This window comes from Marisediminicola antarctica (assembly GCF_009930795.1).
Classification (GTDB): Bacteria; Actinomycetota; Actinomycetes; order Actinomycetales; family Microbacteriaceae; genus Marisediminicola; species Marisediminicola antarctica.
Map to the genome: position 1 here is coordinate 1,661,595 of NZ_CP017146.1, position 16,293 is coordinate 1,677,887.

At 65.1% G+C, this 16,293-nt stretch carries 18 protein-coding genes; 5 read left to right on the forward strand and 13 right to left on the reverse strand.

Annotated features, from left to right (window positions below; all coding sequences use genetic code 11):
- Positions 1-48: 48 nt before the first annotated feature.
- From BHD05_RS07850 to BHD05_RS07880, 7 genes are all read right to left on the reverse strand, one after another.
- Positions 49-816 (reverse strand): hypothetical protein, encoded by a 768-nt coding sequence (locus tag BHD05_RS07850; protein ID WP_161885939.1) that lies wholly within the window; start codon positions 814-816, stop codon positions 49-51.
- Positions 800-1,345 (reverse strand): sigma-70 family RNA polymerase sigma factor, encoded by a 546-nt coding sequence (locus BHD05_RS07855; RefSeq protein WP_161885940.1) that lies wholly within the window; start codon positions 1,343-1,345, stop codon positions 800-802. The genes BHD05_RS07850 and BHD05_RS07855 overlap by 17 nt, the downstream gene beginning before the upstream one ends.
- Positions 1,346-1,461: 116 nt before the next feature.
- Entirely contained in the window at positions 1,462-1,869 is a 408-nt protein-coding gene (locus tag BHD05_RS07860) for a DUF3592 domain-containing protein (protein ID WP_161885941.1), read from the reverse strand.
- Positions 1,870-1,916: 47 nt separating this feature from the next.
- Positions 1,917-3,188, reverse strand: coding sequence for an ArgE/DapE family deacylase (locus BHD05_RS07865; RefSeq protein WP_161885942.1), 1,272 nt, complete (start codon positions 3,186-3,188; stop codon positions 1,917-1,919).
- A 338-nt stretch (positions 3,189-3,526) separates the two neighbouring features.
- Positions 3,527-4,756 carry a glycosyltransferase gene (locus tag BHD05_RS07870; RefSeq protein ID WP_161885943.1) on the reverse strand — a complete coding sequence of 410 codons (1,230 nt, stop codon included), beginning with the start codon at positions 4,754-4,756 and terminating at the stop codon, positions 3,527-3,529.
- A gap of 110 nt (positions 4,757-4,866) precedes the next feature.
- On the reverse strand, positions 4,867-5,280 hold the full coding sequence (locus BHD05_RS07875; RefSeq protein ID WP_161885944.1) for a pyridoxamine 5'-phosphate oxidase family protein: 414 nt from the start codon (positions 5,278-5,280) through the stop codon (positions 4,867-4,869).
- A 354-nt stretch (positions 5,281-5,634) separates the two neighbouring features.
- On the reverse strand, positions 5,635-6,063 hold the full coding sequence (locus BHD05_RS07880) for a hypothetical protein (protein WP_161885945.1): 429 nt from the start codon (positions 6,061-6,063) through the stop codon (positions 5,635-5,637).
- Positions 6,064-6,295: 232 nt separating this feature from the next.
- On the opposite strand from BHD05_RS07880, the gene BHD05_RS07885 reads away from it, so the two are divergent.
- Together BHD05_RS07885 and BHD05_RS07890 are read left to right on the forward strand one after the other, a co-directional pair.
- Positions 6,296-8,074 (forward strand): glycoside hydrolase family 15 protein, encoded by a 1,779-nt coding sequence (locus BHD05_RS07885; protein ID WP_161887425.1) that lies wholly within the window; start codon positions 6,296-6,298, stop codon positions 8,072-8,074.
- Positions 8,075-8,223: 149 nt separating this feature from the next.
- Complete coding sequence (locus BHD05_RS07890) at positions 8,224-9,024, forward strand: SDR family NAD(P)-dependent oxidoreductase (protein WP_161885946.1); 801 nt, start codon at positions 8,224-8,226, stop codon at positions 9,022-9,024.
- A gap of 167 nt (positions 9,025-9,191) precedes the next feature.
- On the opposite strand, the gene BHD05_RS07895 is transcribed toward BHD05_RS07890, so the two are convergent.
- The gene (locus BHD05_RS07895) at positions 9,192-9,356 is read right to left on the reverse strand and encodes a hypothetical protein (RefSeq protein WP_161885947.1); all 165 of its coding nucleotides are present in this window, start codon (positions 9,354-9,356) and stop codon (positions 9,192-9,194) included.
- A 131-nt stretch (positions 9,357-9,487) separates the two neighbouring features.
- Here BHD05_RS07895 and BHD05_RS07900 point away from each other — a divergent pair, with 131 nt between their 5' ends.
- Positions 9,488-9,661: a hypothetical protein gene (locus BHD05_RS07900; RefSeq protein WP_236966713.1), complete on the forward strand. Its 174-nt coding sequence runs from the start codon at positions 9,488-9,490 to the stop codon at positions 9,659-9,661.
- 24 nt (positions 9,662-9,685) lie between these two features.
- Here the strand turns inward: BHD05_RS07900 and BHD05_RS07905 are convergent, their stop codons facing one another.
- The 5 genes from BHD05_RS07905 to BHD05_RS07925 form a co-directional block, all read right to left on the reverse strand.
- Complete coding sequence (locus tag BHD05_RS07905; protein WP_161885948.1) at positions 9,686-10,831, reverse strand: DUF6544 family protein; 1,146 nt, start codon at positions 10,829-10,831, stop codon at positions 9,686-9,688.
- Between the two features lie 170 nt (positions 10,832-11,001).
- Entirely contained in the window at positions 11,002-11,466 is a 465-nt protein-coding gene (locus tag BHD05_RS15910; protein WP_236966714.1) for a class F sortase, read from the reverse strand.
- Positions 11,467-11,797: 331 nt separating this feature from the next.
- Complete coding sequence (locus BHD05_RS07915; protein ID WP_161885950.1) at positions 11,798-12,568, reverse strand: hypothetical protein; 771 nt, start codon at positions 12,566-12,568, stop codon at positions 11,798-11,800.
- A 429-nt stretch (positions 12,569-12,997) separates the two neighbouring features.
- Positions 12,998-13,753, reverse strand: a complete 756-nt coding sequence (locus tag BHD05_RS07920) for a GAF and ANTAR domain-containing protein (protein WP_161885951.1) — start codon at positions 13,751-13,753, stop codon at positions 12,998-13,000.
- Between the two features lie 31 nt (positions 13,754-13,784).
- Positions 13,785-14,480, reverse strand: coding sequence for a GAF and ANTAR domain-containing protein (locus BHD05_RS07925; RefSeq protein WP_161885952.1), 696 nt, complete (start codon positions 14,478-14,480; stop codon positions 13,785-13,787).
- Between the two features lie 1,230 nt (positions 14,481-15,710).
- Here BHD05_RS07925 and BHD05_RS07930 point away from each other — a divergent pair.
- Positions 15,711-16,094 (forward strand): hypothetical protein, encoded by a 384-nt coding sequence (locus tag BHD05_RS07930; protein ID WP_236966467.1) that lies wholly within the window; start codon positions 15,711-15,713, stop codon positions 16,092-16,094.
- Between the two features lie 31 nt (positions 16,095-16,125).
- Complete coding sequence (locus BHD05_RS07935) at positions 16,126-16,239, forward strand: DUF1905 domain-containing protein (RefSeq protein WP_202614170.1); 114 nt, start codon at positions 16,126-16,128, stop codon at positions 16,237-16,239.
- Positions 16,240-16,293: the final 54 nt, after the last annotated feature.

Below are 16,293 nucleotides of genomic sequence, written 5' to 3' on the forward strand. Positions count from 1 at the left end.
CGCCCTAGTCGCTGAGTCGAACCGGGCCAACGCAGCCCCCATCGCGCCCTAATCGAGCGTGATGGGGGACCGCGGCCCGGTCACGGTGGGCATCCGGCTTCCGTCGGCCGCGAGGAAGTCGATGGCCGCCGAGAGTTCGTAGCTTCCCGCTCCGAGGGCGGGGAGGTCATCCCGGAAGGATTCGGACGACTCATCCTCCTCGCCGCACTGAACCGCCGTGAACGAGGCCGGGTACTCGAGGGATTCGCCGGGTGCCAGGTCGACCTCCACGACCATCATGATCATCGGCCCGTTGCTGTGCCACAGCACCTCCCCGTCCTGCGAGAGCGTGATCGCCGGTGTCGCGGCCGTCGTGCCGGTGATGCTCTCCGTGCCGGTATTGGTGAGTGTCACGATGCCGTCGACGCTCTGCCCGCCAGCGGGCGCGGAGGGGGCAAACCGGGTCTCGAGCACCAGCCCGGCGCTCGGGGCGACGTCGGCGATGCTTCCGCCGCACGGGTTCACCTTGGAGGCTGGGGCGGGCTGGATGGCGCCACCGCCAGCCGCATCGCTCGCTTCCTCGCCGGGGAAGGTCTCCGGCGCGCTCTCGGCGGTCGCGTCGCTGACGCTCGCGCCCATCGGCACCCCGCGCAGCCCGGTGAAGCCCGCGACGCCGATTCCGGCGATTGCGAGCGTGAGGGTGCCGCCGGCCGCGAGCTGGCGGGGGAGCCGCCGGCGGCGGCTGCGGCGGATCACGCTGCCGGCATCCGCTTCCCGCGCCGGGGAGCCCAGATCGCCCTCGCGCAGCCACGCGCGCAGTTCAGCTTCGGTGGGCATTGACTCCTCCTTGGGTCGGTAGTGTCGCGGTCGGATGCGGCTCGGGGGTGAGGGCGACGGCCATTTTCGCGAGCCCGTCGCTCAGGTAGCGTTTGACCGCACCGGAGCTGATGCCCAGTTCGCGCGCGATGTCGTCGACCTTGAGGTCTTCGTAGTAGCGCAGCACCAGGCAGGCCCGTTCCCGCGGCGTGAGGCGCGCCAGTTGGGCCTGCAGGTCGATACGGGCCTCGGATGCCGGGGCCGGGGAGTCGATCGCGTCCGGAACGACCTCGAGATGCGCGATCCTGCGCCACCTCGTGCGCCGCCGCCCACCGTCGAGGAAGCCGGTGAGGATCGCCCGGCGCACGTAGGCCTCCGCGCTGGTCACCGTGAACCCGTTGCTGAGTCGCCCGAAGGTTTTGACGAGGGCGTCCTGCACAAGGTCGGCGGCATCATCCGCGCTGCCCGACAGCAGCCAGGCGTAGCGGGTGAGGGACTGGCCGCGCTGGCGCACAAGTGTCGTCACGACGCTTTCCCACTGCGCTGCCATCGCGCCTCCTCGGCCTCGATTGTCCGGTTACCTACTAAGACGAACGAGCGACCGAAAACGTTGGGATGCTCGTGGCCTCAGCGTATCCAGCGACGCCGACGATATGGGCCCTTGCGCTACTCCGACAGCAGTATGACGATCTGAACGATCGCCGCAGCGGATCCCACCCCGACGAGAAGCCAGCCGAGAATGCGCATGAGCCGCCCGTCGGCGGAGGGATGATCGAGGCGCCCGTTCTCGGGGTTCCGCGGATCGAAGTACACCTTGACCTCGTCGCCGAGTTCGAGGGACTCATCCGCGTCAAGCGAGACGGGCGCCGACTGCAGCTCACGCTGTAGGTCCATCCAGCGGAACCAGAGATGGTCGGTGCCGGCGGGGGACTGCACGATTACGCCCCAGGTTTCCTGGTATCGACTCGCCCACGCCTTTCGAATGTAGCCCGCGGCGAGCAGCACGATCCCCGGCAGCAGCCCCACCCAGGTGATCAGCTCGAGCACGAGGGCGAACGCGTCTGAGGTTGTCACCTACTGATAGTAGAAGAGTCGGCTGCGCTTAGTTCGCGCGTCGATTGCTAGAAGTGCGCGCCGCTGCGCCGGACCGCGAGCAGGGCGAGCGATCGGGTGACCGCAACGAGCTCGTCGATGCGCACCTGCTCGCGGGGGGCATGCGCGAACCGCACGTCCCCCGGACCGAAGTGCAGGCTCGGAATGCCGCCGATGTCGGAGTAGAGGCGCAGATCGCTGCCGTACGGCGCCGCCCGCCGCGGCGGAACCGACCCGCCATTCAGGGTCATGATCGCAGAGCTGACCTCGTCGATGAAGGTGTGGTCGTCGTCGATCCGCCCGCTCCCGAACTGGCCGCCTGGCCAGGTGACCCCGACCGGGTTGTCGCTCAGCCACGGGTCGGCGGAACTCGCCTCCGCGATTGCGATCTCGAACTCGCGCCGTGCATCCGCTGGGTCCTCCCCGAGCCGCACCCCGAGCCGGCCCTCGGCGACGAGCAAGTCCGGAACGCTGCTCGCCCAGTCGCCCGCGCGAACGGTGCCGATTGAGATCGGATAGGGCAGCGGGTAGTCGGAGAACAGCGGATGCGGGTCAACGTTGCGCCGCAGCTCGAGCGACTGGATCGCGGCCATGATCGGAAGGAACGCCTCAAGCGCGCTGACCCCCTCGAGACGGGTGCTGCCGTGCGCGGCCCGCCCGGTCACGTCGAGTTCGAAGGTGAGTGCCCCGGCGCACGCGGTGACGATCCGTCCTCCCGTGGGCTCGGTGAGCACAGCGGCGTCGCCGGTGTGCCCGCGGAGCATGGTGCCGAAGGCACCGAGACCGCCGTCCTCCTCGCCGACGACCGTGTGCACGGCGATGGGCCTCTCGAGCAGGACGCCGGATGCCTGCAGGGCGCGCAGCACGGCGAGGTTCGCCGCGACGCCGGCCTTCATGTCGCATGCGCCGCGGCCGTGCACCGCGCCGCCCTCCACGCGTCCGCAGAAGGGGTCGCCGTCGTGCCAGCGGTCGAGGTCGCCGGTCGGCACGACATCGATGTGGCCCTGGAGCACGAGCGCCGGCCGGCCGGGGCCGGTCACGCCCACGACCCCGTAGCCCTCGGTGCGCGGTGCCTCCGTGCCCGGGAATCGGGTGTCTGCACGGAGCGCGTCGAGATCGAATTTCCAGGCGTCGACAGACAGTCCCGCGTCGCGCAGCTGTGCCGCCTGCGCATTCTGCAACTCGGATTCCGCATCGGTTCCGGTGATACTCGGCACCCGGATCAGGTCGATGAGGTTCTGAACGAGCGCGGTTTCGTCGATGCTGTCGAGCACGCGCGCTTCGACGGGGGTGAGTTGCATTCCCGCATCATAAGCGCGGTGTATTTCGTATATGCGTCGGCGGGATGTGCAGCGTGTGCGTGTCGCGATGATGATGCGCCACTGCAGGGAAAAAGAGTGGTGCCGGCCACTCCCGGTCAGGGGGTAAGCGAGGTGGCCGGCCGGGTTATCGACCCGTATTCGGGGGGTGGGTCGGTAATCCGAGAGGTCGTCGTTGACCAAATTTGACACTAAGGCAGCGCGAACAATCTGTCCACCGAAAGGAGGACATTTCCCGATTGTGCTGAGCGATCCGGTTGTCCCTCCGCCAACGCGCCTGTACCCCAGTGACCTTTACCTCGGTCACGGCGGACTTCCGGTTAGGCGACCGCGAGGTCGCGCTCCCTGCCAGCGGCGCCAGATCCGACGAGTTCCCGATAAACAGCGATCAAAGTCTTCGCAGAGTGCGGCCAATCGAGTCCTTCGGCGCGATCGCGAGCTGCATCCGCCAGGCGACGGGCAAGTGCAGGGTGGGCCAGTACTTCGGCGATGGCCGCAGCCCACGCCTGCGGGTCGCGGGAGTCGAGCACGACCCCGGTAACGCCATCGTCGACAGCTTCGCGCAGGCCACCGGATGCCGCGACGATGGCCGGGACACCGCTCGCCGCGGCCTCGAGCGCGACAAGACCGTAGGTCTCGGAGTGGGACGGCACGAGCACAGCACGCGCGCCGCGGAACAGCGCAGCGAGGTCGGCCCTGGACTGCGGGCCTACGAACCGGAGGCCGTGTTCGATCCCGTGCCGGGCCGCGAGTGCCGTGAGCTCGTCGATGTACCCGTCGAAGTCGGAGGAGGCGTCGCCCGCGATGACGAGATCCGGTCGCAGTTCTGCCGGCACGGCGGCGACGGCCTCGATCGCGAGGTCGAGGCCTTTGAGCGGCTGCAGGCGGGCGGCTACAACGGCGTACCCTGTGCCGGCAGGGCGGTCGGGCTGTGGGCGGAAGAGCGCTCCGTCCACGCCGGGGTACACGATCCGCACGCGGTCGATCGAGCCGCCGAGCCTCATCACGACAGTGTCGGCCTCGGCGGCGCTCACCGCGACGATTGCATCCGACTCGCGAGCGAGCCAGGCCTCGCCGGCCATGCGTCCGGGGGACTCGGCGCGCTCGCCAGCAGCGAGGGGCGTCGCGTCGTCGGCGGCGATGCTGTGGAAACTTTGCACGTGTGGGGTTCCAGTCAGGCGGGAGAGGGGGAGCGCAGCCATGCCGGAGAACCAGTGGTGGGAGTGGATCACGTCGAAGGTGCCGAGCTCGGCGAGGCGCATCCGGAATTCATCGACGAATCCCTCATGCTCGCCTTTGGCGACGGGACGCGATGGGCCCGCGGTCAGAAATCGCAGGGTGACGCCGGGGGCGAGCGGCAGGCTGTCTGGCTGGTCGAGTGACGAACGGCGCGTCATGATCTCGACGGTGTGCCCGGCCGCGGCCATCGCCTCGGCCTGATGGCGAACGACCACGTTCATGCCGCCGGCGTCGCCGGAGCCCGGCTCGGAGCCCGGCGAGGTGTGCAGGCAAACGAGCGCGATGCGCAGGGGAGTCGACGCGGAGGGCACTGGACGAGCTTAATCGATCGAGCTGGGCGACCCCGGCGCGCGAGTCGCCCAACTATGTCCCCTCGAACGCTCTGAAGGCGACATAATCGGGCCGATCGCCCAGGAGTGGCCTACCGGCGGGAGGCCTTGAAGCGCCGCCCGGTGACCGACTCCGGAGAGATTCGCAGGTAATTCCACTTCGCGGTCGGGTTCAGCGACTTCAGCTCGAGAATTCCTGATTCCACGATCTCGGAGTCGAAGCCGAGCCTGTCGATATTGCCCTTCACGACTATGCTCCAGCGGCGGCGAAAACGCCGACCGTCCACTTCGAACGCGATCGAGGGGCGCTGGGTGATGCTGGCGAGCTTCGAGCCCGGCGCGCTTCTCAAGAAGATTTCCCGGTCGCGCACGAGGTAGTTCATCGGGAAGATGTCGACACCGGTTTCGGTTGCGACGGCCAGGCGGCCGAAGTCGTTCGCACCGAGCAGGTCCCAACACTCGTGGATCTCCAGGTGTTCGACGGCGGAGTCATGTGATTCGCTCATGTGGTGGTGCCCCCAATGTCATCAGCCATTAGGTTATGGCCCAGTGGAGTGGCATAGCTACCCCGCGGCATCCCCCAACCAGGAAAGTCAGGTCCGCCGAGACTGCGCCGGCAGTCTCGGCGGGCCGGTTGTGGACGGCCGTCGGCTACAGGTTGCCGGGGATGAGCACGCGGTCGATCGTGTGGATCACGCCGTTGCTCGCTTGGATGGGCGAACACCGAGAATGAGGCGTTCGGGTCGCCAAGCCCGCCCTCGAGCCCGGTGTACGGCACGGTCTGCACGAGGAGGTCGTGATCGTAGGGGTTGTTGCGGGGGCGCCTCCGCTCGATGCCGAATTGGCGACGAAAAGGAGGCTCAGTTCGCTCGGCGCAGGAGCGCGACGGCGGCGGCAGCCTGCCAGACGACGAAACCCTCCACGACGAGCGAAAGCAGACCGAGGGGCTCGAGCCAGTTGCCGATGTCGTCGGTCGCGCCTGGCATTCCGATCGTGCGGTTGACGACGAAGGCGAGCAGGATCGCGAGGCCGAGGCCGATCGCGGCGAGATAATCGACGAGAACCCCGCCCCTGAAGATGCGCTCCATGATGACGAACGCTGCCACGATGAGGAGCACGTATGCGACCGCAAGATACGGCACCTCTTCCACCTTGCCGGGCAAGTCGAGCACGTGGATCGCCGCAGTGACAGCCAGGGCGAGGCCCACCGCGATCCGGCGAGCGTCGAGCGTGGAGGCCACCGTCGTTCGGGAGGAAGCCTGGAGGCTGGGGGTTGTCGTGTTGGCCATGTGAGTCTCCGCTCTGGAGCGCACACGCGCTCACAGGGCGAGACTAGGGGGTGCGCGCAAGGTGATCATGAGTAAACGGTCGTTTGTGTGAGAACTCGAATTGTTATTGGCGCAGACTGTGTTGTGGGCATGAAACTCCCGAGAAACGGATGAGTGCATGGGGTCACCCGTTCGATCGCCGGGGACAGTGGGCAGGTCGATTCAACGCAAAGTGACACGGAAGGTCGAGGTTATGGGTGATCCGATACGCGACGGCGGATACGTGGACCTACGGTCATATGCGGCAATCGGTGACGGTCGCACCGTTGCCCTCATCGCACTGGACGGGTCGATCGACTGGCTCCCGATGCCTAACCTCGACTCCGCGCCGGTCTTCGCGCGCCTGTTGGATGCCGCTGAGGGCGGTTCGATCGAGCTCGCACCGGTAAGCGCGTTCACGATCACCCGCCGCTACGTGCCTCAAACCAACGTGATGGAAACGACCTACACGACTGCTGCCGGCGTTGCCCGGGTGACGGACGCCTTGGTCACCGGCCTGGCAGGACAGCTGCCCTGGGTGGAGCTCGCCCGTCGAATTGATGGTGTTGAAGGGTCTGTCGAGTTCGGCTGGCAGATTACCCCGGGCACCTGCTTCGCCACGACCACCCCGCAGGTAGAACAGACCGCGCATGGCACGATCATTCGGGCAGGCGATCTTATGATCGCCGTGGAGGGCAGCAACCATGGGCCAGACGCGGGCGACAGCATCCTTGCGGGGCGTTTCAGCGCAACAGCCCAATCGCGCCACATGCTTGTCGTCGCCGGCACCAAGAATGAGCCATTGCATGTGCCCATCCCGGACCTGACCGCGATCGGTCTCGAACGCACCATCGACAATTGGAAGAAATGGTCGGAAGCGTTCAACTACGAGGGTCCGTGGGGAGATGCGGTGCAGCGTAGCGCTCTGGCCCTCAAATTGCTGATCCACACTTCAGACGGCGCGATTGCCGCAGCTGCGACAACATCGTTGCCGGAAGACGTCAGCGGTGGGAAGAACTGGGATTACCGGTTCGCCTGGGTTCGTGACGTGACATACACCGTCCGTGCTCTCGTGCGCTTCGGCCTGCGCGAAGAGACCCACGAAGCCGTCTCGTGGCTGATCCGAGCGATCAGGAGGAGTGACTCAGAACTGCACATCTTCTACCGCCTTGATGGCACGACGCCCGGTGCCGAAGAGGCACAGGATCTGCCGGGCTGGCGCGGTATCGGACCGGTGAACGCGGGTAACGACGCGAGGGGTCAACTCCAACTCGGCATCTTCGGCGACTTTGTGACTGTCATGCTCGAGTATGTCGAGGCTGGCAACGTGCTCGACGCGCACACCCGCGTCTTGCTGGCATCAGTCGCCGATCACGTATGCGAGGTATGGCAACAGCGCGACTCCGGCATGTGGGAATTAGCCGAGCAACGCGACTACACGGCATCGAAAATGGGCTGCTGGCAGGCACTTGACAGCGCCCTGCGCCTCTCCGAACTCGGGGAAATCGCGGGCGAGCCGGCCCGTTGGCGAGTTGTTCGCGACCGCATCACGACCTGGGTGGCCGAGAACTGCTGGTCCGAAGCCAGACAAAGCTACGTCACCTTCCCCGGAAGCGAGCAGCTCGACGCCGCCGTTCTCCTGCACGCGACAAGCGGGTTCGACCGTGGCCCGCGCATGGCTGCGACCATCGACGCCATCCGGGCAGAGCTTGGCAGTGGCGCGCTGCTCTACCGTTACACCGGGATGGAGGCGGAGGAGGGAGCGTTCGTCGCCTGTTCCTTCTGGCTGGCCGCGGCCCTCGCCTGTGTCGGCAGGCATGACGAGGCGGTCGAGATGATGGACGAACTCATCGGTTTGTCGAACGACGTCGGGCTGTACTCCGAGATGATCGATCCGGCAGATCTCTCGTTCCTGGGCAACATCCCACAAGGGCTCAGCCATCTCGCGCTCATCAGCGCGGCAATCACGATCGACGAGCTCGCGCCGCGGTGAACTTCACCCGTCTGGTGAGATTCATCGAACGGGTGGCCCACCGTCCGCTCCGCGGGGTGGAAGGAGGCGACCGGAGCGGGCAAAGCGATTGTGGAGTTGCCCGACCCATCGGAGGGTGCTTCGACTGGACCTGTCATAGTGTGAATTGCATGGACTTGAGGATAGAAGACAAGAAAGCTTTGATTTCGGGTGCCGATTCGGGAATCGGGTGGCATACCGCCCGGCTGCTGCTGAATGAAGGTGTCACGGTCGTCATCACCGACCAGAACCAGCAGCAGTTGAACGATGCGGCCGAGCGGCTGGAGGCGAAGCCCGGCCAGCTGCATGCTTTCGCGGCTGACATCACCAGCGTCGAATCGCTGGCACAACTCCATGCGAGCGTGAAGGCGGCGGTCGGTGCCATCGACATCCTCGTCCAATCGGCAGGCATCACAGGTGCCCAGGGTCTGTTCCATGAGATCAGCGACGAGGGGTGGACCAACACGATCCTCGTCGACCTGATCGGTCCCATTCGTCTGGTGCGAGAATTTCTTCCCGACCTCCGCACCGGCGGCTGGGGACGTCTCGTGATGGTCGCGTCCGAAGACGCCGTGCAACCCTACGATGACGAGCTGCCGTACTGTGCAGCCAAGGCTGGAGTGCTGGCGTTCGCCAAGGGACTTTCTCAGACCTATGCCAGCGAGGGACTACTGGTGAATGCGGTGTCCCCTGCCTTCATTCACACCCCGATGACTGACGCGATGATGCAGAAGAGAGCCGATCAACTCGGCGTCAGCGTCACGGAAGCGATCGAGAGCTTTCTCGACGACGAGCGCCCGAACATCGAATTGCACCGCCGGGGAGATCCCGACGAGGTCGCGAACGTGATCGGTTTCCTCTGCTCCGAGCGGGCGAGCTTCGTCAACGGCTCGAATTACAGGGTTGATGCGGGCTCTGTAGCTTCAATCTGAATTTCCCCTCTCGTGTAGTGCCGACTAACCCAACTGGTCCAGCACGATCGCGAGGACGAGTCCCAACGCAGCGGCGATACCTGGTAGGTATTTCTCCTCTTTGAATGCCTTCGGGAATACTTCCGTGGCTAGCGAGGCGGTGACCGCGCCGCCCGCGACGCTTCGAATCAATCCCAGCGCGGGTTCGGGAACTCCGGCGAGGAAAAGGTGGATCCCAGCTTCGTCTTTACGGTTCGGTCGAGGCCGACGAACGCTGCGGCGCCGATAAGCACGCAGCCAGCGACCGCCCAGAGAGGCGCGACGTCGGTGGCGGGCTCAATGGGCTCGAGCACGGCGGACACCATGAGAGCGCCGCCAGCGAGAGCCGCGATAAAGCCTTCGAGCCCACTCGGTAACTTGCCGTCCGCGCGACCCAGAAGCGATTGGGTGGTACGAGCAGCACATCGCTGTTGAGCAAGATTCTGTGGCGCGAGAGATCATGCTCGGCTCACTCGGTGAGGAGCGCAAGCATTTCAGTATGGAGCTGGAGTTCCTGCTTCGCGCGAAACCGAAATGGCGCGAAATCGCTCAAGGGATACTGTTCACCGACGGCGATATCGTCTCGCACGGCGTGGAAGCCGAATCCGCGGCTGGCTGAGCGCGAGGTCGTTTGCCGCGGGGATTAGCGCGTAACGGAGTGCTCGGCCGAGGGGCGGCGGTTCGCGACGTTGTAGGCCAGCGATGTGAGTTCGAATTCGCCGTAAGTCCAGGCGCCCGAGTCGGGATGCCACCTCGCCTCGGCCTTCGTTGCCACCCGTGCCGGTCCGACCTGCGCATAATCGTGCAGCGGGGTCGACCAGCGCAGGGGTGTGAGGGTGTGGCCGTCGGCCGACATGCTCCCACGCCCATCGGCGACGAAGTCGACCAGATCCCCGAGATCGTCGAATCGCAACTCCGCGGTGATGGTGTTGGGTCCGAGGGTGAAGTGGGCTGTGGTGGTGTGCTCATCGATCGGCTCCCAGGTTATGTCGGGTGAGAGCAGGGCGCCTGGGGCCAGGCAGCACAGGTCATTGAATAGGGTCACCGTTTCAGCGTGGGTGAGTGCGGCGCCCTTCGCGTTGACCATCGAGCGTACGGACAACACTCGCACCCGCATCGTGGCGCCGTGGTGGTCGAATGAATGCAGAACATCCACCGGGAGTCCTTTCATCCTGGCGTTCATGATGAAGAAGCGCTCCGGGGTGTCGACGAGGTCGAGCTGGTCCGCGGTGAACGTCATCCACGCGCTGTCCGGGGCGCTGCGGATGCGGCCGGTCCAGGTTGCCCGGAAGTCCGTCACGGGCGGCTGGCCGATCACGCCGGACCGATGCAGGTACCGTTGCACCGGATCGGGTAGCGAGGCCAAGTCACCCTCGAGGATGGTGCCGCCGGACGCCGCCCGCACTGGCGGCCATACACGAGCCAGGTCATGCTCGAATTCGGCGCGAAGGCTCAGTGGGCCCCGCGAGACGAAGCCATAGGCGACTGCTCCAAGGAGCACCACGTTCGCGACGGTGCCCACCCTGGCATCCCCCCACGAGAAGACAATGACGGCTTGTGAGATCAGCACGGCACCGGCACCGACGGCCCACCACCACCGGGGGGCGAAGAAGAGGGCACCGGCGGCGACCAGGCAGAGCATGCCCGCGGTCAGCCAGAATAGCCCCGCGGGTTGTGAAATGGGTTGAACCAGTTGGGGGATTTCGGCGAGCTCGAAAGCTTTGGCGAAGCCGAAAAAGTGAATCAGGCCGTGCACCACGAACAACGCGGCGATAGTGATGCGGATCATGGTCCTGGTTCCCCTTCGAGCGGATGTCGTGATGGGTCCGCTCGTCAGCCTCCCCTGGCGGGGGCGGGCATGCCAGAGAAGAAAGTCCCGGCCACTGTGGCTCTAGCCAATCGCGTGCAAATCACCTCTCAGCCGACGTGGGCGCGGCAGGGATCTATGTGGCCGGCTGGCTATGCGCTGTCGTCGGTGAGGGTGGCGTAGACGACGATGTTGTCGAGGTGGGAGCCGGCGGTGTTGTCGAAGATGCCGCCGCAGGTGATCAGGCGTAGGGCGGCGTGGTCGGTGTTGCCGTAGACCTTCTGGGTGGGGAAGTCGGCTTTGGGGTATTGCTCGACCGCGTCGACGGTGAAGGTGGCTGTGGTTGCGTCGGCGCGGGTGATGGTGATTTCGTCGCCGGGGCGCATGTCGCCGAGGCGGTAGAAGACGGCGGGTCCGGCGTTGCTGGTGACGTGTCCGAGGATGATCGATGGTCCGAGCTCTCCCGGGGTGGGCGAGCCGCGGTACCAGCCGGCGGGGGAGCCCGGGGCGAGTGGGGGGACTTCGGCGGTGCCGTCGGTGTTGAGTCCGAGTTGCATCAGCGTTGAATCGACACCGATGGCGGGGATGCTGACCTGGGTGGGAGTTGTGGCGGGCACGCTCGGGCCGGTGGCCTGTGCCGCGGGGGGCGCGGGTGCCGCGGGTGGCGCGGGCGTAGGCGTAGGCGTAGGTGTCGGCGTGGGCGTGGGCGTGGGCGTGGGCGTGGGCGTAGGTGTAGGTGTAGGTGTCGGCGAGGGTGTCGTGGTGGTACCCGTCTGGGAGGGGCGGGCGGCGGATGCGGGTGGTTGTGGTGGTGGGTCGTTTGTGGTCAGTGCGAGGGCGATGGCGGTGCCGCCGCCGATGAGCAGTAGCACCGCCGCGGCAGCCCAGAGGCTACCGCGGCGGGACTTGCTAAGTTGCGCAGTCACTGATTCTCGATCGTGTCGATCCTCAGTTGCGTGCGGCGACGCGGCGACGAACGGCCACGACACCACCGGCGGCGAGCAGGAGTCCGCCACCGAGGGCGAGCATGCCCAGATCGGGACCGGCGGTGTTCACGCCACCGGTCTGCACGCCACCTTCAGGCATCTCTTCCATCTGTGAGACGGCGAGCGCTCCACAGAGGGCTGGTGCGGTGGCGGCCAGGGGCAGCTCGGGAACCAGGGAGCTCATCGCGTCCTGCGCCGCCTGGCTCAGTCCGGCCGGGTCCAGCCCGTGCACGACGATGACGCCGGTACCGGCCTCGAGGGCGGCGATGGTGTCGGCATTCATGGTGAAGGTGCGCTCGTAGGTGAACGAGCTGCCACTCGGGGCGACGGTGAGGTCGGTTGCCGTGGACGCGTCGGTTGCACCGTCCAGCGACAGCGTCGTTCCGATCCCACCGTAGAAGGGCTGCCCCTCGGGGGTGTCGATGACGCCATCGCCATTCGCGTCAGCATCCGCCGGCGGGCACACGCCCTGCGCGCCGATGTGGATGTGCTGCACGTGCGGGTACGGGGCATCGTTGAACGTCTCGGCGAGACCGCTCACCTCGCCGGTGACCGTGGCTTGGTCGCCGGACAGCTCGACCGTGTACGAACCACTGGCACCGCTGCCATTGATCGCGTCAAGCGTCGTCTGGTACGTGACATCCTCTGTTGCTGCGAACGCGGGGCCAGCGGCGGCGACCGCCACCCCCAGCGCCAACGCGGGAACCAGCAGGAGTTTCGTTGTGTGCTTCATCGGGATTCGTCCTCTCTGACGAGTTGCGTGGTCCCGTTGCGGGCCACATTTGAATGGACAGCTGTCTGTTGGAAGGTGGGTGATGGTTCGGTCGGGGAATTTGATTCCCGGACCCGAATTAGGTCAGAGGAGTTGTGCGATCTGGTGCCCCTTCCGCATCGTTCGTGCGCGGATTGTGGAGCCAGTCACGAATGACGCCGACTACCGCGTCGCTTCGTGTTTGCTCGGTACCTCCGGTGTTACCACGGGCGGCAACCGGGGCGAACGGGTGCAGCGCGCCGCCGACACGGGCGAGGGGTGAGTGCGGGAGCGAATTCCCCATTGCTTCTCCTGGGCAGAAAACGGAAGTGATCCGCTGCCAGGATCTAGAGCAACAAAACCAACCGTACCTTGCCGTGGGCCGTCTGTCATCACATCGCCGTGCGAGGCCTATTTGCGTGCCAATTTTGCGGTCGTTGCCGCGCCGCTGTTGGTGATTTCAAGGGTGCGGTCCATTACTCCCTCGCAGACTCCACTGAGCGTGAGGTTGTTGTCTCGGGCGAACTTCCGCATCACGGCGAACGCGTTCTCGGGACTGACATTCGCCGTCTGGGCTACGGCACCCTTAGCTTGTTCGATGAGCACACGGCTGTGGAGGGCTCGCTGCAATTGCTCAGCCACAATTCCGGAATCGCGAACAATTCGCTCCTGAATGATGCCAATCGTCGCCACATCGGCGAGAGCCTGTGCTACCGCGATATCCGCGTCGTTGAGCTCGCCCACAGTAGTGCTGAAGAGATTCATTGCTCCCAGCACCGTGCCGCGAAGCCGCAACGGCGTTGCGTGCACGGACTGAAACCCTTGCCCCAAGGCCGCCTCCCGAAAGACCGGCCAACGACTACCGGAACCGGCGATATCCCCGACGGTGACGGGCTTGCCGGTGGTGAAGCAGTCGACGCAGGGACCTACGCCAGCGTCAAGTTGCAGGATCTCCACCAAGTCAGCGCGATCACTGGTCGAGGCCACCAGCTGCAACTGCCCTTCAGAATTAGCGAGCAGCAGACCGCCGGCATCCGTTGCGAGGATGTCAGCACACACTTCCACGAGTGTCTGGAGAAGGGTGACCGTGTCGTAATCGTCGATGAGGGTGTCGGCGACCGTCACAAACGCCGCACTTACCTTCTGCTCTCTGGATTGATTTGCCACTTTGGATCTCCTGTCAACGGTGCAAGATTGTTTACTGCGAATACTCGTCGGGGTCGCTGAAGTCCAGATTTCGCTGGACTACATCAACCGCAACGTCGGATAACGGGCGGCCATCCGCGAATGCACGCGCCTGAAGCCTGGTGAACGCTTCTGTCGCCGATACACCGAGTTGCACGAAGATCATCCCGGTGGCTTGGTGGATTTCACGTCGCATCGCCGGTGAGAGCGAGGTTTCCGCTCCCACGTCGTCGTCGGCCGACACGGCAGCGTGTCGGAGGGCCTGCGCAGAAAGAGACTGTGCCAGGTCCATCCCCGCTGAAAGATCTAGCGGTCGAAGCGGGCCTGGCGTTGACCGGTACAGGTCGACCACGCCCACGGTGACGGCGCCCATTTTCAACGGCAACGCGAATATTGCCCCCACATCCAGTCCGGCGATAGCGGACCTGAACATCGGCCACATCGTCGCATCATCTGTGTGAATGTCGGAAACGAGCGCAGGCTGCCCAGTGCGCAACGCCTCCCAGTGGGGTCCCTCGCCCAGCTCGAACTGCAGCTGTTCTAATCGGGCGGCAATCGAATCGCTGATTCCGATGGTCGATTGTCCGCCCAACGCGCTCGATATCGAGATGGAAGCGCCGCTGACCGGCAGCAGTGCGACAAATCGGTCGCACAGCTCCTGAGAAGCCGCAACCATTTCCGAAGACCGCGTTCCGAGTTCGTTTTTCATGTAGACCCATGTCTTCGGCCAGTGTTATCTCTCGACTTGCTCCGCGAAGCGACCCGACGGTCTCTCGATTTCGCGCTTCTACGTCGGAAGTAAGCATCGTGCGCCGGGCTGCCGTCGAGAGGGGGGTAAATTCGACGATCTTTCGGGTAGAAAAGCACCCCGGCACACGATGAGATGATGGCTGCCGGGGTCTAGGGTGCCTGAACAGAACAATAGTCGACTGCTTCTGGCGCTGCAACGACATTTCCATAGCTCCGAAAATGGTTCATGAGCGCAGGGTGCGAAGCCGCGCGATGTTGTCGGGATCGATCTCCTCTTGCCCCAATGTCCACTTTCGGACAACTGCTGGATGGGTGCGCGCGACGGCGGCAACGAGATGCACTCCGTGGCGTTCGATGAGAAGCGAGACGAGTACATTTGGCGGCATTGCTTCTCCTGGGCAGGAAACGGAAGTGTTCCGCTGCCAGGATCTAGAGCAACAAGATGACCTTACCCCGCATTCGAGGGCCATGGCATGACCTGTTGACTTCTGATCGGCGAGGGGCGACGATTCGACTAGTCACTCGAGACCCCGGTGAACAAAACATTCGGAGAATCGAGCCCCCATGACTGTTGCGATGCCCAGACCGCTTCCCGTCACGCCCCCGACAGCAGAAGGTATGCGACAACCGCACGATCAACTTGACGAGGCACTCTTGCTCGAACAAGCTGGCCCCTCGTCGTGGCGCGTGTGCGACGGGCGAATCGCGCGCGGACAGGGCCGGTTCCTCGCATTCGTGGACCGAAAAGGCGACACCTTCGAAGTTATGCAAATTGCCGATGATTTCGTATGGGCATCGTTTCCCACGATGAGAGCCGCCTTGGACCACGTCGTTGAGACGTACAGCGCACGACTGTCAGAGCGACCTGCGGGGCAACTGGATTGCCTTGAGCGGGATAGGCCCGATCGGCCGCACCCGGTGCTGCCTTGACCATGTTGCGACGGTAGTTCCCGGTCGCGGAGTGTGAGCACGATCGAGCGTCCTACGCTCGACGAGGCCCATGGCCACCAATGTCCCTATCCGCGACCGTCGTTCGTCCATAGGGTAGAGCCAGCCACCCGGCTGGCCGACGGGGAGCGGCGGTTGATTTCAGTCGCGGCCGGGTGCCAACGAAGGGACGAATCGATGGCCACGAACGAGCACGAACAGGCAGTCTTCAGCGAGACCGAGCGCGCGGCGATGAAGCAGCGTGCCGCCGAGTTGCGCGAGCAGGAGAAGGGCGGAAAGGGTTCGGCGAAGAAGCAGCGCGGCGCAGGCATGCGTCGATGCAATCGAAGGACTCAACGGTTCCGACCGCGCCGTCGCTGAGCTACTGCACGTCATCGTTGCCGAGGAGGCCGCGCACCTCGACGCGAAGACGTGGTATAGCTTCCCGTCGTACGCGCGCGACGGCAAAGTCGTGGTCTTCTTCCAGCCGAAGTCGAAGTTCGACACCCGCTACGGCTCGATCGGCTTCACCGAGGATGCGCTCCTCGACGACGGTGTGGTCTGGCCCACGTCCTTTGCCGTAGTGGAGGTGACGGATGCCGTCGACAAGCAACTGCGCGCGCTCGTGAAAAAGGCGGCCAGCTAACAGCTCTTCGGCGACCGGCACGCGTAAGGCGGTGAAGGTCGGCGGCGAGGCCGATGGCATCTCGTTCGAAGCCACGATGATGCCGATGGGCGACGGCACACACATGGTTCCTTTGAAGGCCGCCCTGCGCAAGGCACTGGGATAAGGGCCTCGGCGACCAGGTCACGGTGAACCTCACCCGACGTCGCAGCTGACGGCC

Coding starts and splice junctions, on each gene's coding strand:
- BHD05_RS07850 (WP_161885939.1), bottom strand. CDS start 816: ATGCCCACCGAAGCTGAACTGCGCGCGTGGCTGCGCGAGGGCGATCTG.
- BHD05_RS07855 (WP_161885940.1), bottom strand. CDS start 1,345: ATGGCAGCGCAGTGGGAAAGCGTCGTGACGACACTTGTGCGCCAGCGC.
- BHD05_RS07865 (WP_161885942.1), bottom strand. CDS start 3,188: ATGCAACTCACCCCCGTCGAAGCGCGCGTGCTCGACAGCATCGACGAA.
- BHD05_RS07875 (WP_161885944.1), bottom strand. CDS start 5,280: ATGAGCGAATCACATGACTCCGCCGTCGAACACCTGGAGATCCACGAG.
- BHD05_RS07880 (WP_161885945.1), bottom strand. CDS start 6,063: ATGGCCAACACGACAACCCCCAGCCTCCAGGCTTCCTCCCGAACGACG.
- BHD05_RS07885 (WP_161887425.1), top strand. CDS start 6,296: ATGGGTGATCCGATACGCGACGGCGGATACGTGGACCTACGGTCATAT.
- BHD05_RS07890 (WP_161885946.1), top strand. CDS start 8,224: ATGGACTTGAGGATAGAAGACAAGAAAGCTTTGATTTCGGGTGCCGAT.
- BHD05_RS07905 (WP_161885948.1), bottom strand. CDS start 10,831: ATGATCCGCATCACTATCGCCGCGTTGTTCGTGGTGCACGGCCTGATT.
- BHD05_RS07915 (WP_161885950.1), bottom strand. CDS start 12,568: ATGAAGCACACAACGAAACTCCTGCTGGTTCCCGCGTTGGCGCTGGGG.
- BHD05_RS07925 (WP_161885952.1), bottom strand. CDS start 14,480: ATGAAAAACGAACTCGGAACGCGGTCTTCGGAAATGGTTGCGGCTTCT.